16 protein-coding genes are annotated in these 12,235 nt (G+C 63.1%); 4 read left to right on the top strand and 12 right to left on the bottom strand.

The window, feature by feature from the left end; genetic code table 11:
- The 5 genes from FJW07_RS08345 to FJW07_RS08325 all read right to left on the bottom strand — a co-directional run bounded on the left by FJW07_RS08345 (position 1) and on the right by FJW07_RS08325 (position 4,494).
- Positions 1-999: an alpha-ketoacid dehydrogenase subunit beta gene (locus FJW07_RS08345; protein ID WP_140641599.1), complete on the bottom strand. Its 999-nt coding sequence runs from the start codon at positions 997-999 to the stop codon at positions 1-3.
- Positions 999-2,027, bottom strand: a complete 1,029-nt coding sequence (locus tag FJW07_RS08340) for a thiamine pyrophosphate-dependent dehydrogenase E1 component subunit alpha (protein WP_140855684.1) — start codon at positions 2,025-2,027, stop codon at positions 999-1,001. The genes FJW07_RS08345 and FJW07_RS08340 overlap by 1 nt, the downstream gene beginning before the upstream one ends.
- 2 nt (positions 2,028-2,029) lie before the next feature.
- Positions 2,030-3,358 (bottom strand): NAD(P)H-dependent oxidoreductase, encoded by a 1,329-nt coding sequence (locus tag FJW07_RS08335; RefSeq protein ID WP_140855682.1) that lies wholly within the window; start codon positions 3,356-3,358, stop codon positions 2,030-2,032.
- 256 nt (positions 3,359-3,614) lie between these two features.
- Positions 3,615-4,073 carry a YbaK/EbsC family protein gene (locus tag FJW07_RS08330; protein WP_140658582.1) on the bottom strand — a complete coding sequence of 153 codons (459 nt, stop codon included), beginning with the start codon at positions 4,071-4,073 and terminating at the stop codon, positions 3,615-3,617.
- A 154-nt stretch (positions 4,074-4,227) separates the two neighbouring features.
- Positions 4,228-4,494 carry a helix-turn-helix transcriptional regulator gene (locus FJW07_RS08325; RefSeq protein ID WP_140855680.1) on the bottom strand — a complete coding sequence of 89 codons (267 nt, stop codon included), beginning with the start codon at positions 4,492-4,494 and terminating at the stop codon, positions 4,228-4,230.
- A gap of 298 nt (positions 4,495-4,792) precedes the next feature.
- Here FJW07_RS08325 and FJW07_RS08320 point away from each other — a divergent pair, with 298 nt between their 5' ends.
- The 3 genes from FJW07_RS08320 (at position 4,793) to FJW07_RS08310 (ending at position 6,652) form a co-directional block, all read left to right on the top strand.
- A complete protein-coding gene (locus FJW07_RS08320) occupies positions 4,793-5,401 on the top strand; it encodes a hypothetical protein (protein ID WP_140641459.1) in 609 nt (202 codons plus the stop codon).
- 222 nt (positions 5,402-5,623) lie between these two features.
- Positions 5,624-5,818, top strand: coding sequence for a hypothetical protein (locus FJW07_RS08315; RefSeq protein ID WP_140641457.1), 195 nt, complete (start codon positions 5,624-5,626; stop codon positions 5,816-5,818).
- Between the two features lie 573 nt (positions 5,819-6,391).
- Entirely contained in the window at positions 6,392-6,652 is a 261-nt protein-coding gene (locus FJW07_RS08310; protein ID WP_140855678.1) for a hypothetical protein, read from the top strand.
- Between the two features lie 75 nt (positions 6,653-6,727).
- On the opposite strand, the gene FJW07_RS08305 is transcribed toward FJW07_RS08310, so the two are convergent.
- The 7 genes from FJW07_RS08305 to FJW07_RS08275 all read right to left on the bottom strand — a co-directional run bounded on the left by FJW07_RS08305 (position 6,728) and on the right by FJW07_RS08275 (position 11,506).
- Complete coding sequence (locus FJW07_RS08305; RefSeq protein ID WP_140855677.1) at positions 6,728-7,030, bottom strand: DUF883 family protein; 303 nt, start codon at positions 7,028-7,030, stop codon at positions 6,728-6,730.
- A gap of 94 nt (positions 7,031-7,124) precedes the next feature.
- Positions 7,125-7,664 carry a MerR family transcriptional regulator gene (locus tag FJW07_RS08300; protein ID WP_042640150.1) on the bottom strand — a complete coding sequence of 180 codons (540 nt, stop codon included), beginning with the start codon at positions 7,662-7,664 and terminating at the stop codon, positions 7,125-7,127.
- A 132-nt stretch (positions 7,665-7,796) separates the two neighbouring features.
- Entirely contained in the window at positions 7,797-8,120 is a 324-nt protein-coding gene (locus tag FJW07_RS08295; protein WP_023815657.1) for an integration host factor subunit alpha, read from the bottom strand.
- Positions 8,121-8,224: 104 nt separating this feature from the next.
- On the bottom strand, positions 8,225-9,196 hold the full coding sequence (locus FJW07_RS08290) for a beta-ketoacyl-ACP synthase III (protein ID WP_140707521.1): 972 nt from the start codon (positions 9,194-9,196) through the stop codon (positions 8,225-8,227).
- A gap of 9 nt (positions 9,197-9,205) precedes the next feature.
- Positions 9,206-10,273 (bottom strand): phosphate acyltransferase PlsX, encoded by a 1,068-nt coding sequence (gene plsX / locus FJW07_RS08285; RefSeq protein WP_140707519.1) that lies wholly within the window; start codon positions 10,271-10,273, stop codon positions 9,206-9,208.
- Positions 10,274-10,403: 130 nt separating this feature from the next.
- Complete coding sequence (locus FJW07_RS08280) at positions 10,404-10,952, bottom strand: DUF177 domain-containing protein (protein ID WP_140855675.1); 549 nt, start codon at positions 10,950-10,952, stop codon at positions 10,404-10,406.
- Positions 10,953-10,963: 11 nt separating this feature from the next.
- Positions 10,964-11,506, bottom strand: a complete 543-nt coding sequence (locus FJW07_RS08275; protein WP_140658592.1) for a ubiquinol-cytochrome C chaperone family protein — start codon at positions 11,504-11,506, stop codon at positions 10,964-10,966.
- A 117-nt stretch (positions 11,507-11,623) separates the two neighbouring features.
- Here FJW07_RS08275 and FJW07_RS08270 point away from each other — a divergent pair, with 117 nt between their 5' ends.
- Positions 11,624-12,148, top strand: a complete 525-nt coding sequence (locus tag FJW07_RS08270; RefSeq protein WP_140641443.1) for an outer membrane protein assembly factor BamE — start codon at positions 11,624-11,626, stop codon at positions 12,146-12,148.
- The last annotated feature ends 87 nt before the right edge of the window (positions 12,149-12,235 follow it).

Raw genomic sequence — 12,235 nt, 5'->3', positions numbered from 1 at the left:
TCAGCGGACCCCTTTCACGAGGTCGCGGGCGGCGGCGATGATGTCGGGAACCTGCGGCACCGTCGCCTTTTCCAGGTCCGGATTGTAGGGGATCGGCGTCTCGGCGCCGCCGAGCCGCACGATCGGCGCATCGAGATAGTCGAACGCCTCGCTTTCGGCGACGAGCGCGCTCACTTCCGCGCCGATGCCGAGCGTCTTCACCGCCTCGTAGACGCAGAGCAGGCGCGAGGTCTTCTTCACGCTGTCGATGACGGTCTGCCTGTCGAGCGGCCGGATCGTGCGCAGATCGACCACTTCGATGTCGATGCCCTCGCCCTCCAGCACGGCCGCGGCATCGAGCGCCTTCTGCACCATGATCGAGGTGGCGACGATGGTGAGATCGCGGCCTTCGCGGCGGATCTCGGCCTTGCCGATCGGAACGGTGTAGTGGCCTTCCGGCACATGGCCCTTCATCTTGTAGAGCAGCTTGTGCTCGAAGATCATGACCGGGTCCGGATCGGCGACCGCGGCAAGCAGCATGCCCTTGGCATCGTGCGGCGTCGCCGGCTGTATCACCTTCAGGCCGGGCACATGGCCGAGCCAGGCCTCGAGGCTCTGGCTGTGCTGGGCGGCGGCGCCCGTGCCGGAGCCGGCCGGGAAGCGCATCACCAGGGGCACCGAAACCTCGCCGCCGAGCATGAAGCGCATCTTGGCCGCCTGGTTGACGATCTGCTCCATGCCGAGCGTGGCGAAATCCGAGAACTGGAATTCGAAGATCGGCCGCATGCCGGTGACGGCGGCGCCCACCGCGACGCCGGCGCCGCCCAGTTCCGAGATCGGCGTGTCGATGACGCGGTCGCTGCCGTAGCGCTCGACAAGATCGCCCGTCACCTGGAAGGCGCCGCCATAGACGCCGATGTCCTCGCCCATCAGGAAGACGCGCTCGTCCATGTCCATGGCGATAGCCATGGCTTCCTGGATCGCCTGGGCGTAGCTCAGTTCACGCACGACGGCGTCCATCACGCATGCTCCGTGTAAACGTAGTCCGCAAGGGCGGCGATCTCGGGCGCCGGGCTCGCCTTGGCGAACTCGATACCGTCGGCGATCTCCTTGGCGACCGCGTCGCGGATCGCCTGGATGCCCTGGTCGTCGATGAAGCCGAAGTCACGCAGTTCGGTCTCGAACAGCGTGATCGGATCGCGGTTCGCCATCCAGTCCTCGATCTCTTCCTTGGTGCGGTAGCGGTTGCGATCGCTCTTGGAATGGCCGCGATGGCGATAGGTCTTGGATTCGATCAGCGTCGGCCCCTCGCCCGCGCGCGCCCGCTCCACCGCCTTGAAGGACACCTCGGCGACCTCGGAGAAGATATTGCCGTTGACGATAACACCGGGCATCGAATAGGCGGCCGCCCGCTCGGCGATGTTCTTCACCGCGGTCGAGCGCGCCGTCGAGGTCGACATGCCGTAGCCGTTGTTCTCGCACACGAAGATCACCGGCAGCTTCCAGATCGCCGCCATGTTCAGCGCCTCATGGAAGGCGCCCTCATTGTTGGCGCCGTCGCCGAAGAAGGAGACCACGACCTTGCCGGTCTTCATCCTCTTGGCGGAAAGTGCGGCACCCACCGCGATCGGAATGCCGCCGGCGACGATGCCGTTGGCGCCGAGATTGCCCTTGGCGACATCGGCGATGTGCATGGAGCCGCCGCGGCCCTTGCAGTAACCGGTGGTCTTGCCGAAGAACTCGGCGAACATACGGCTGACCTCGGCGCCCTTGGCGATGCAATGGCCATGGCCGCGATGCGTCGAGGTGATCTGGTCATCCTCGGCGAGCGGCATGCAGATGCCCATGGCGCTGGCTTCCTGGCCGATCGACAGGTGCATGGTGCCGTGGATGAGGCCGCGCATGTAGCACTCTTCGGCGCCCTCTTCGAAGCGGCGGATGAGGTACATCTTATGAAGCACCTCCCTGAGCTGCTCCGGACTGTACTGGCGATAGACGAAAGGCAGGTTGGCCCGGCTATCCACGACGGCTTTGCTGGCTCCAGCCATGATCACGCCTCCACAGCGCCGTAAACGAGCTTGTCCTGGCGGGCGCGCAGTTCGGCGATCTTCGAGCCCGGCGCGGGCGCCGCGTTGGCATAGGTGATGAGCTCGCCCTTCTTGATGGACTGGGTGACGGAGCCGCCCTGCAGCAGGCCGCAGGGAACGGCGCGCGCCGCATGGGCCTCCGGGGCCGTCATGATCCAGGCGCGATAGCAATACTCACCGATGGCATCGAGCTTGTCGCCGGGCTTCAGATCCTTCTTGGCGACCGCGCAGACCTCGGCCACGGGCTTGGCCAGCGGCACCATGTCGGCCTTGCCGTAAAGCACGACCCGGGCGCAGGTCAGCGGCACTTCCAGCGAGGTCAGGTGATAGGGGCGATGGAAGGTGAAATACGGGCCCTTGCCCATCTTCAGGTCTTCCATGCGCTCCGAGATGCGCGGATGCGACATGTCGGCGACGACGAAGACGCCGGGCGCGACACCCTTGCCGATCGAGTAGTCGACGACGCCGACCTTCGACAGCACGCCGCCGTCCTTCTCGGGCACCAGCACCTTGGACAATTCGCCAAGCGTCGCCGCCGGACCGTGCATGCCGGGCTTGTCGGGGACCAGCCCGGTCGCGTTGGCGATCGCCGCCATCTCGACCATGGTCTTCGAACCGTCGACGAATTCGACCAGCATGCGCACATTCATATGCCGGCGCTTCGCCTCCTCCTCATAGTCCGGAGGCGTGGCGTCGATGTTGAGCGGGTTGTTCTTGCCTTTGCCCGCGGCAACGATCGGATGCCCCATGGCGGAGACGAATTCGATCAGTTCCATGCAGGAAGACGGCTCGTCGCCGGCGCCCAGCGAATAGGTGACGCCGAGACGGTCGGCCTCGCTCTTGAGGTAGGCGCCAATGGTGACGTCGGCCTCGACATTCATCATCACCAGATGCTTGCCATGCTCCATGGCGCGCAGGCCGATCTCGGCGCCGACGGCCGGAACGCCGGTCGCGTCGATGACGACGTCGATGAGGTCATTGCCGATGACGAGGCTGGAATCGCTGGTGACGGCGATCTTGCCGGCCTCCATGGCCGAGGTCATCGCCGAAGTGTTGGAAACCTCGCGCGCATGGCCGGCTTCCTGGAAGGCAATATCGACGGCCTTGCTGGCCGCCGGCAGGTTGAGTTCCGAAATGGCGCCGATCTCGATGCCGGACATGTGGGCGACGCGGGTGACGATGTCGGTGCCCATTTCGCCGGAACCGATCAGGCCGATGCGGATGGGCTTGCCCGACTTGGCTCGTTCCTCAAGATCGCGGGCAAGGCCCGTCAACGAAATGTTGGATGCCATACCGTGTATTCCTCCCATATCGCATGCTGTTCGGTTGCTTGACCGGTATTGAACATATGTATTTCTGTCAAGACTAATGTCCAGAATTTGGCCATCGGTCGACGCTTTTCCAATTGCTCGAAGCGCAACGGCTAAAGGCACGGGCAGCAGGCGCCCGTACCGAACCAAATGGAAAGCGAGCGGCCGCGGCCGAACGTCGGTCAAAACCGCGCGACGGCCCTCGACGAACCATAAAAAGATATCTAGGCGGCAATTGTTACTGGCAAACGTCGACCCACACGGCGCCGACCAGATCGGCCATGCGCTGCGGCGTGATGCGCACCGCGGCATTGGTGGCGCCGGCTGCCGGAACGACCTCGCCGAAGGCTTTGAGCGACAGATCGCAATAAACGGGCAGCGGCGCCGGCAGGCCGAACGGACAGACGCCGCCCGGCGGATGGCTGGTGACTGCCAGCACCTCTTCGCCGCCGAGCATGCGCGGCTTGCCGCCCATCCTGTCCTTGAATTTGCGGTTGTCGAGCCTGGCGATGCCGCTGGTCACGACCAGCATGGTCTCGTCAGCGACGCGCAGGCAGATCGTCTTGGCGATCTGCGCCGGCGTGACGCCGTGCGCCTCCGCCGCCAGCGCCACTGTTGCGGAACTTGCTTCGGTGACGATGACTTCGACATCGGGCGCGTGCTCCGCAAGAAAGGCGCGGACCGATTCCAAGCTCATGGTGAATCCCTCATCAGGTCTGTCGAACAGCAGCGCTCGGCGAATCGCATGGCATGGCGGTTATTGGCAAGAGCCAGCGCCTGCGCCTCGCAGGCACTAAAAAGCCCGCCGGGCCAACCCTCGGCGGGCTTCTGGATGGACGCTTCTGGCGTCTCTATTGCTGTGTGGGCCGATTCTCTGCGGACGGCACCCTGATCAATTCCTCTTCCGGCACTTGCAGCGCGGAAGCGATGCGCCGGAGCTTGGCGGGGTCGGCGTCCTTGCCGTCCTCGATGTCGACGATCTCGCCCACGGCCAGGCCGCAGGTCAAAGAGAGTTCCTCGATCGTGTATCCCCTCGTTTCGCGAGCGGCTTTCAACGGATTGAGGCCGGACGCGGCAATGATATCGTTGGAAACAGCGTTTCGTACGGTGTTGGGCATGGCAACTCCTTAAAGATGAAACAGGTCGGATGAAATGTGGGTGTTGCCTGAGACGGCGGGAGAATGCTCGTTAACAAATGATTTGCCAAGAGCACCCATACGGCGTCACGCCATCGTGAAGCTGCGTTTTGGCCGAATGCCTCGGGCCCCGTAGATGTAAGGCCGCTCGGCGCTCAATCAAGTTCTTTTGAAGATCCTCGACCGGATTCGCCGGCATTTTCGACGCCTCGATTCGTTAGCTCACCGTCACCGGCAGCCAAACCCGCGCGCCGGGTGTTTCACGGAAGGATCGAATGCCATGAATTTGAAATCGTTCGCAATTTTGCTTGGCGCCATCTCAAGCGTCGTCGGCGCGACGGAAGCGCAGGCGGCGTACGCCACACGCGTTCGAGGCACCGTCGTCGGCGTTGCCGGATCGACGCTCACGGTGAAGGACCGCGACGGCAAGACCGATGCGATCGCGCTTGCCGACGGCTGGAAGATCTCGGGCGTCGCCAAGGCATCGGCAGCCGATATCAAGCAAGGCGATTTTCTTGGCATCGCCTCGATTTCCAAGGCCGATGGCGGCAGCGGCGCGCTGGAAGTCGTGGTCTTCCCGGCGGCCCTGAAGGGCACGGGCGAAGGCGACCGCGACTGGGATCTGCAGCCCAACAGCCGCATGACCAACGGCACCGTCGCCGACGTCACCGAAATCGAAGGCCGCACGGTCACGCTCACCTATGACAACGGCCAGAAGAAGCAGATCGCGATTCCGCAGACGACACCGATCGTGACATTCGCCGCCGCCACGCCGGCGGATCTCACGCCGGGCATCGCGGTGTTCGTCAACGCCGAGCGCGGCGGCGACGGCAAGCTCGTGGCCAACCGGGTCGTGGTCGGGAATCACGGCATCGCGCCGCCTATGTGAGGCCAGGCAGCCGCATCCTTGGATTTCCAAGGAGCGCGCAATCCTCGTAGGCCAGGGCGGGCGCGCGGCGCAAGAGGGTCCCCAGAAACAATCCAGAAACAAAAATCTACATTTGGGAAAAATTGTCGAAAAAAACCAGGAGGATAGTCCCTATCGCGAGGCTTGGGTCACCGATTTGCTCCGGTGAATCTCGGAAGGCCCGCGTAAAAAGGAAACGAAGTCATGAAGAAGTCCCTCCTCTCCGCGCTCGGGCTGGCTCTGGCCCTGGCGTTCACCATGCCGATCCTCGGCGCCACCAGCGCCGACGCGGCTCCGATGAAGAAGCATCACCATCATCGTCATCACCACAGGCATCATCACCGCCATCACCACCACCATCATCACCACCACAAGACGATGGCTCCGAAGAAGGCCTGATCCTTCCCTTCTGCCGATGGGAAGGCAGGCCTTCGCCGCCAGAGCGGACCAGTCTTCCCATCGGACTTTTCGGCTTAAACATCCGGTGATGCCGAACCGCACTCCGGATTGCGCCTAATGGGGGCCTGCGCCGATCTTTCGGCCAGACACCGCCTGCTACTGGCGGTCGCCCGTGCCGTCGTCACGCTTCGCCATCCGGCCCTCGTTGCCCCCTTCGCCATGAAGCTCGGCTATTGGCCAAATCCCGCCGCCCCGGCGCTATAACGAACTGATGCTGTGGCGAAAGATCGTCGACCGCAACCCTCGGTTTGTGACCCCGACCGACAAGCTGGCAGCGAAGGCGTATATCCTATCCGCGCCGCCTGCCCCGAATTGCCCGTGGCGCGATGCGGGGCACCGATAAGTTTGACGGCTGAACACAGACGTCGCCGGCCAAACGAAAAAAATCGCGCGGCATATGAACCTTTCCATTGGGGCCAGCACTAAACGGTCATGGGCACCGCGAAGGTGCTCCTCAACCCAACGGGGACGCCAGGACGGCGATCCCAACAACCAATGGAAGGAAATGCTCAAATGACCAACTTCAACCGTATCAGCCTCGCCGCGGCTCTCATCTTTTCGGCTTTCGGCTCGGTCTCGGCTCCGGCCTTTGCCGGCACCCATCCGACCGGCGACGGCGGCGCGGTCTGTAAGGGCCATGGCTCGTGCCTGGTGCTGCAGCTGGATTGCAAAGGCACCTATACCGATGCCACCGACAAGAACGGCACCGTCTACGGCAAGTGCAGCCAGGTTATGAAAGTCGATCCGAAGACGCGGCTCAAGCTCGCGAACTGATCGCTATAGCCAAATGGCACGGAAATGGCGGCTGTCGAGGACGGCCGCCATTTCTGTTCATATCGCGTCGATCGATCAGCGCCGGCTGATAAGAAGGCCGGCAAGCAATCCGACCACGACCAGCCCGACGGCGGCGGCCGTCGCCGGATGATCTCGCGCCGTACGCTCAATCGCCCTGCCCCTGCGCCTTATTGCGGGCAGCGCCTCGTGGAGGCGATCGGCAAGTTGCGAATAATAGTCGGACGCCGTCTCGCGGCCATCCTCGTAATAGGCGTCGCCGCGCCTGGCCAAAACCTTCTTGAGATCGTGCAATTGTCGCGAAAGCGCCGCGACCTGCTTGTCGATATCAACGTCGGAGAGGGTCGAAAACGGTGCCATGCTTTTTGTCCTTCTCTTCGAGAAGGCCTAACGCATGGACGCAGAGCCAGTTCCGGCAGGCCGAGCGCGCGGCATCAAGTCGAATGACGACCGTTCAACGAACCTGGTCGAGCAGGCGCTTGCATTCCAGCAAGTCGAACAGCGCCTCCTGCAGCAAGGCGCGATTGTCACGCGACAATTTCGAGGCGTCTGGCTGTACCGGACCTTCGTCGTCGCTCTTGCCGAGGCCGAAGAAACGGCGGCTGGGCTTCACCTTCGGTTGGCCGACCAGCGCGTCTTCGTCGCCGCGCGGCTGCGCGGCCGCCGTCAGCGGCACCTGCTCGGCCTGGCGGCGCTGAGCGATCGCCTCCACGGCGGCCATGTCGCCATTGCCGATGGCGACCAGGAAATGGTTGCCGTTTTCGCGCAACAGTTTCTGCACGCCTTTGATCGTATAGCCCTGATCGTAGAGCATATGCCTGATGCCCTTGATCAGCTCGACATCCTGCGGCCGGTAGTAGCGCCGGCCGCCGCCACGCTTCATCGGCTTGATCTGGGTGAAGCGCGTCTCCCAGAACCGCAGCACATGCTGCGGCAGATCGAGATCTTCCGCGACTTCGCTGATGGTGCGGAAAGCGTCGGGGCTCTTGTCCATGGGCCAATCCTCCACACTGGACCGCGATCCGGCTCATGATGCCGAATCGTGCCTTATTTCAGCGATTTATGAAACGATATTCAAGCCCGACGTCAAAATGGCCGACGGTTTTCAACCGCATTCGCCAGCAAACTATTTGCCGCCCTTGCCCTTGCTGTTCTGATGCGAGCGCAGGATCCGGCTCTTGAGCACGTTCGACGATTTGAACGTCATCACCCGGCGCGGCAGGATCGGCACTTCCTCGCCCGTCTTGGGGTTGCGGCCGATGCGCTCGTTCTTGGAACGGACATGGAAGGTGGCGAAGGATGACAGCTTCACCGTCTCGCCGCGGACGATTGCCTCGCAGATTTCATCGAGGACGGCCTCGACGAGCTCCGCCGATTCAGTTCGCGACAACCCAACCTTCCGGTAAACGGCTTCAGCAAGGTCGGCACGCGTAAGTGTCTTTCCCCCCATGCGACCGTCCCATCTGCTCGCAAAAACGTAAATCGATACAGGTAAAGGCAGAGCCTAAGTAATTGATCCGGCAAGGTCAAGAACCGAACCGGCGAGTTCGGCACTTACCAGCGGAGCAATACCGCGCCCCAGGTGAAACCTCCACCCATCGCCTCGAGAAGCACAAGGTCGCCCTTCTTGATGCGGCCGTCGGCGACGGCCACCGACAAAGCGAGCGGCACCGAGGCAGCCGAGGTGTTACCGTGTAAATCGACGGTGACCACCACTTTCTGCTCGGCAATCCCGAGCTTCTTGGCGGAAGCGTCAATAATCCGTTTATTGGCCTGATGCGGCACGAACCAGTCGAGGTCCTCGGCTGTTATGCCGGCCTCGCTGAAGGTCGCCTCGATGACATCGGTGATCATGCCGACGGCATGCTTGAACACTTCACGGCCTTCCATCCTCAGATGACCGACGGTTCCCGTGGTAGAAGGACCGCCGTCGACGAAGAGCTTGTCCTTGTGCACGCCATCGGAACGCAGGCTCGCCGCCAGCACGCCGCGATCGGTAATCGCGCCCGCTCCGTCTGCCGCTTCCAGAACCAGCGCGCCGGCGCCGTCGCCAAACAGCACGCAGGTCGAGCGGTCGCTCCAGTCGAGGATGCGCGAGAATGTTTCCGAACCGATCACCAGGACGCGTTTGGCCAGGCCGCCCCGGATATAAAGGTCGGCGGTGGCGACCGCATAAACGAAGCCCGAGCAGACGGCCTGCATATCGAAGGCAAAGCCATGATGCATGCCGAGCCGGTTCTGGATTTCGACAGCGGTCGCCGGGAACGTGTTGTTGGGCGTCGAGGTCGCCAGGATGATGAGGTCGATATCGGCGGGCGTCATGCCGGCGCTGTCCAGCGCCGCGCGCGCCGCCGCCTCGCCAAGCGAGGCTGTCGTCTCGTCGTCGGCGGCGACGTGGCGTTGGCGAATGCCGGTGCGCTGGACGATCCACTCGTCCGAGGTTTCGACCATGCCTTCGAAATCGGCATTCTTCATGATGCGGCGGGGCAGCGCGGCACCGTTGCCGCGCACGACTGATCTGATCAAGGCTCTGTCCTATTCCTCGGCGTCGGCGACGCCGGATTTCCTGTTTGCCTGCGCGGTCGGATTGCGCGCATGGAACAGATCGAGGTCGGCCTCGATCCGGTCAAGCAGATTGTTGCGCACCATGTCGTAGCCGAGTTCGACGGCGGCCGCGAAGCCGTCCGAATCGGCGCCGCCATGGCTCTTCACCACGATGCCGTTCAATCCCAGGAAGACGCCGCCGTTGGAGCGCCCGACATCCATCTTCTCGCGCAGCCTGTCGAAGGCGCCCTTGGCGAAGACATAGCCGATCTTGGCCATGAACGTGCGGCTCATGGCGGCGCGCAGATAGCCCGCGATCTGCCTTGCGGTGCCCTCGGCGGTCTTGAGCGCGATGTTGCCGGCAAAACCCTCGGTAACCACCACGTCGACCGTGCCCTTGCCGATATCGTCGCCCTCGACGAAGCCGCGATAATTCATCGAAGCCATGTTGGCCTCGCGCAGCATGCGGCCGGCTTCCTTGACTTCTTCCTGGCCCTTGATCTCCTCGACGCCGACATTGAGCAGGCCGACGCTCGGCCGCTCGATGCCGAACACCGAGCGCGCCATACCGGTGCCCAGAATGGCGAAATCGATAAGCTGGTGCGCATCCGCGCCGATGGTGGCGCCGACATCGAGCACCACGCTTTCGCCGCGCGTCGTCGGCCAGAGCGCTGCGATCGCCGGGCGGTCGATGGTGGCCATGGTGCGCAGGCAGAATTTCGACATCGCCATCAGCGCGCCGGTGTTACCGGCCGAGATGCAGGCCTGCGCGCCGCCGTTCTTGACCGCTTCGACGGCCTTCCACATCGACGACTTCCAGCGGCCATGGCGCAGCGCCTGGCTCGGCTTGTCGTCCATGCGCACCGCGATCTCGCAATGGACGAACTCGCTTATCTCGGCGAGTTTCGGGAACTTGGCGAGTTCGGGACGCACCACGTCCTCGCGGCCATAGATGACGAAGCGGATGTCAGGGCGGCGGATGGCGACCGTCATCAGCGCCGGGATGACCACGCTCGGTCCGTGATCGCCGCCCATGGCATCGATGGAAATCCTGATCACGTAGTGCTTTTCTCACGGGTTGCCTGGCTTGCGGCTGACGCCTGCCAGGGTAAGGGGGCTCGCGAAGGTTCGGCGAAAATAGCGGTTTTGCGCCTAGGCACAACCAACTTTTCCAAAATCCGGACCACTCTCAGGATTTTCCGAGCAGCGAACGCAGCTTTTTCTGGAATTCGCTTTCTTCGGATTGATCGTCGCCGGCGACGTCGAGCGAGGCTCCCGGCTTGCGCGGATAGGGGTCGATCGCCAGGCCGAAAAACTGTTCGGCCAGCGCGCCGACATCGATGGTTTCGCCGGAAAATATTTCCGGACTGTCCGGTCCGTCGGCGTCGAGGATCATCTCGCCGCCGCCCTCGAAACCCTCGCGCCCAAGCTTCGACTGCTCGGGCAGAAACAGCGCCTCGACGGGCTCGTCGATATGCGCGGTGACCGGATCGAGCGTGACGATGCAGGCCTGCGTGATGTCGGCCTCGACGCGACCGGTGACCTTGACGCCATTGCGCTTCCAGGAGGCCACAAGCAGTTCGGCGCGATAGTTCTCGACCGAAAGCAGTTCGTATTCGGCGGCAAGCGCCTCGCGCTGGCGCTCATCGGCCTCGACCAGGACAGGCAGGCCCTTTTGCGGCAGCCGCGCGACATTGGCGACAAAGGATACAGGGCTGCGCAATTCGTCGTCTTTCATCCCGGCCTCCTTTACGCGGCCCCGGCGGACGGGAACGCGGCGATGCCGGCGACGATCGATTCGGTCGGCTGCGCGGCAAGCTTCTGGCTAGCCTCGCAGACATAGTCCGCCAGCAGCGGCGCCTGCGGCCAGGGGCCGGAGTCCGGCCTGACGTTGCGGGCGAGCGCCGCCGCAAGCGCCACCCGGTCGTCTTCCTTGAGCGCGTCGTCATAAGCGGCCGTACGGCCGTAAAACATCTTTGCCAGCTTCTTCATACGTTTGGGCACGCCGACATCGCTGATGCCAAGTTCGCGCAGCGAATGCTCGACATCGAGGAAGAACTCGTCGATCAGCACTTGCGCGACTTCGGCGGCCACACCTTGCTCGCCACGCAGCCGGTGTTGGACGAGATACATGTGCAGCGACAGCATCTCGAAGCGGCCGAGCGGCGTATCGGGCACATTCCAGTCGGAATAAAACACCGCTTGCCGCGCCGCCGCCACGATTCGTGCGTAGAGCGCGTCGGTGATAGCGCGGTTGGCATTGCGTTCGCGGCCAAAAAGGCGCTGGAACATTGAGGGCGGTCTCCCGGGGACCTGTTGTTTGATTTGGCCTTGTTGCATCGGCATGCAAGCTGGTTTACCGGTTTTGCGGCCCAGCGCAAGTTGCGGGGATGTGATGGAGAATTGTTGTTGGGTGCGCTGAAATTCAAGTCGTTCTTTGCGCCCGCCCCGTTGGGCGTGGCTTCGCTGCTGGTAGTGGTGTCAGCGCTTTCCGCCTGCAATTCGTCCAAGATGTTCGGCGATCTCCATCCGAGCGAAACGCTGACGAAAGGCTACGTCATCGACCAGCAGGCGATCGATTCGGTGCCGGTCGGGTCGAGCCGCGAGCAGGTGCTTTTGGCGCTGGGCACGCCGTCGACGACGGCGACCTTCGACAACGAGGCCTTCTACTACATCTCGCAAACGCGCAAGCGCTATGTCGCCTTCGACAACCCTCGCATCATCGACCAGCATGTGCTGGCGGTCTATTTCGGCGCCGACGGCCGCGTCACCCAGATCGCCAACTACGGCCTCAAGGACGGCAAGATCTTCGACTTCATCTCGAGGACGACGCCGACCGGCGGCAAGGACCAGAACTTCCTCAGCCAGATCATCAGCGGCGCCAGCAAGCTGGCGCCCGGCATCCCCGGCGGCGGCAGCGGCGGTACGCCTTAAGTCTATCGACGGCCTGCAGAACAATCAAACCCGCCGCCTCGCCGGCGGGTTTTGTTTAGGTGCGGCCAAGACGCATACTTGCTTATA

Origin of the sequence: Mesorhizobium sp. B3-1-9 (assembly GCF_006439595.1) — a bacterium.
GTDB lineage: Bacteria > Pseudomonadota > Alphaproteobacteria > Rhizobiales > Rhizobiaceae > Mesorhizobium.
Note: the sequence above shows the minus strand (reverse complement) of the source record. Positions and strands in the feature narration are given on the sequence as shown.

Coding starts and splice junctions, on each gene's coding strand:
- FJW07_RS08345 (WP_140641599.1), bottom strand. CDS start 999: ATGGACGCCGTCGTGCGTGAACTGAGCTACGCCCAGGCGATCCAGGAA.
- FJW07_RS08340 (WP_140855684.1), bottom strand. CDS start 2,027: ATGGCTGGAGCCAGCAAAGCCGTCGTGGATAGCCGGGCCAACCTGCCT.
- FJW07_RS08335 (WP_140855682.1), bottom strand. CDS start 3,358: ATGGCATCCAACATTTCGTTGACGGGCCTTGCCCGCGATCTTGAGGAA.
- FJW07_RS08330 (WP_140658582.1), bottom strand. CDS start 4,073: ATGAGCTTGGAATCGGTCCGCGCCTTTCTTGCGGAGCACGCGCCCGAT.
- FJW07_RS08325 (WP_140855680.1), bottom strand. CDS start 4,494: ATGCCCAACACCGTACGAAACGCTGTTTCCAACGATATCATTGCCGCG.
- FJW07_RS08320 (WP_140641459.1), top strand. CDS start 4,793: ATGAATTTGAAATCGTTCGCAATTTTGCTTGGCGCCATCTCAAGCGTC.
- FJW07_RS08315 (WP_140641457.1), top strand. CDS start 5,624: ATGAAGAAGTCCCTCCTCTCCGCGCTCGGGCTGGCTCTGGCCCTGGCG.
- FJW07_RS08310 (WP_140855678.1), top strand. CDS start 6,392: ATGACCAACTTCAACCGTATCAGCCTCGCCGCGGCTCTCATCTTTTCG.
- FJW07_RS08305 (WP_140855677.1), bottom strand. CDS start 7,030: ATGGCACCGTTTTCGACCCTCTCCGACGTTGATATCGACAAGCAGGTC.
- FJW07_RS08300 (WP_042640150.1), bottom strand. CDS start 7,664: ATGGACAAGAGCCCCGACGCTTTCCGCACCATCAGCGAAGTCGCGGAA.
- FJW07_RS08295 (WP_023815657.1), bottom strand. CDS start 8,120: ATGGGGGGAAAGACACTTACGCGTGCCGACCTTGCTGAAGCCGTTTAC.
- FJW07_RS08280 (WP_140855675.1), bottom strand. CDS start 10,952: ATGAAAGACGACGAATTGCGCAGCCCTGTATCCTTTGTCGCCAATGTC.
- FJW07_RS08275 (WP_140658592.1), bottom strand. CDS start 11,506: ATGTTCCAGCGCCTTTTTGGCCGCGAACGCAATGCCAACCGCGCTATC.